Below are 1,136 nucleotides of genomic sequence, written 5' to 3' on the forward strand. Positions count from 1 at the left end.
GCATCCCAGACCCTTTCATGCGACCACCAATCACCTGTTTGTTCATTCCCTCTATCTGCCCAGAGCCGATAGGGAACTCCTGTTCTACATAACGAGGATAATCCATGAGGTGGACGCGGTTTTTCAGGTAAGACACTGCTATTTTAGCCTGTGGCGACCACCCTGGATTCATCTCCTCTGGGAGATGAGTCTTGAGCCAGTCACGCCCACTCCATTGGCCTTTTACCCAGGTGCGATGCTCTTCGTCTCGCCTCTCGTCCTCCCAGCCCAGAGCCAGCATCACCGTCTCAAGGTAGGAACTGCTGTGGTACACGTCCAAAATATGCTGATGTACCCCCATTGTTTCGCAGAGTGACGCCAGCCAAGGTGCGCCATCGGTGACTGCAACGAGCGTGTCTTGGAGTTGTACATCAGCCTGACGAAGTAAGCCTGAACAGAGCGGCAGGAACTCGCCTGCGGTGCAAACGGACGCGACTCGCGTCCGTTGTTGCGGTGCAGACTGCGGGTAAATGAGTGCTGTTTTGATTTCTATGCCACAGCCCTGCGTTGCCTGTGAACTCTCGCGTCCCAGGACATAGACTCCATCGGCTTGAAACACCATGACGCGACCAGACTTGCCTTGAGGGGCCTCTAATGGGAAAAGCTCCAATTTAAGAAGGCTCTTTTTAACGTGCTGCTCGGCATCGGTACCATACTGCTCTAAGAGACGGGCCAATTCTGCGGTTGAAATGCTCAGGCCAAAATGGCCCAGCGTTTCGCTGGCCTCTTCAAACGGGAGGCGGCTTCCCATCTCGATGAGTCTGGTTAAGGCTTGCTGTGTCCAGCCGCTCCCATCCAAATCAGGGTCAATGAGTGTGGTCGTCGTTTGGCGTGTCTGAGTATGTCGCCAACGTTGTACTGGGGTATTGATGGCTCCCCAGAGTGTTTGTACGACCCGACTGCCTCGTCCATCACGTTTCCAGTCTGACCCTAGGGGGGGAAAGCTCCTCCTGGGGAGGAGCTTCTTGTTGTAACTGCTGAATCATGGAGCGTAACAGCCCGTCCTGTCGGGCCAGGAGTGCGGCTTCAATCTGATTCAACGTGGCGTGTGGGCCGAGTTCCGCTCTCACTTCAGTCATGAGTTTTGTAATGGCAAT

General features: G+C 54.7%; 2 protein-coding genes. Both read right to left on the bottom strand.

Annotation, left to right across the window (positions count from 1 at the left end; all coding sequences use genetic code 11):
- On the bottom strand, positions 1-790 hold a 790-nt coding region (locus tag QZ269_RS13155), incomplete at its 3' end, for a hypothetical protein (RefSeq protein ID WP_291427148.1).
- Positions 791-950: 160 nt separating this feature from the next.
- A partial coding sequence (locus tag QZ269_RS13160; protein WP_291427149.1) for a hypothetical protein occupies positions 951-1,136 on the bottom strand: 186 nt, incomplete at its 5' end.

The sequence above is a fragment of the Deinococcus sp. genome (assembly GCF_018260405.1).
Lineage (GTDB): Bacteria > Deinococcota > Deinococci > Deinococcales > Deinococcaceae > Deinococcus.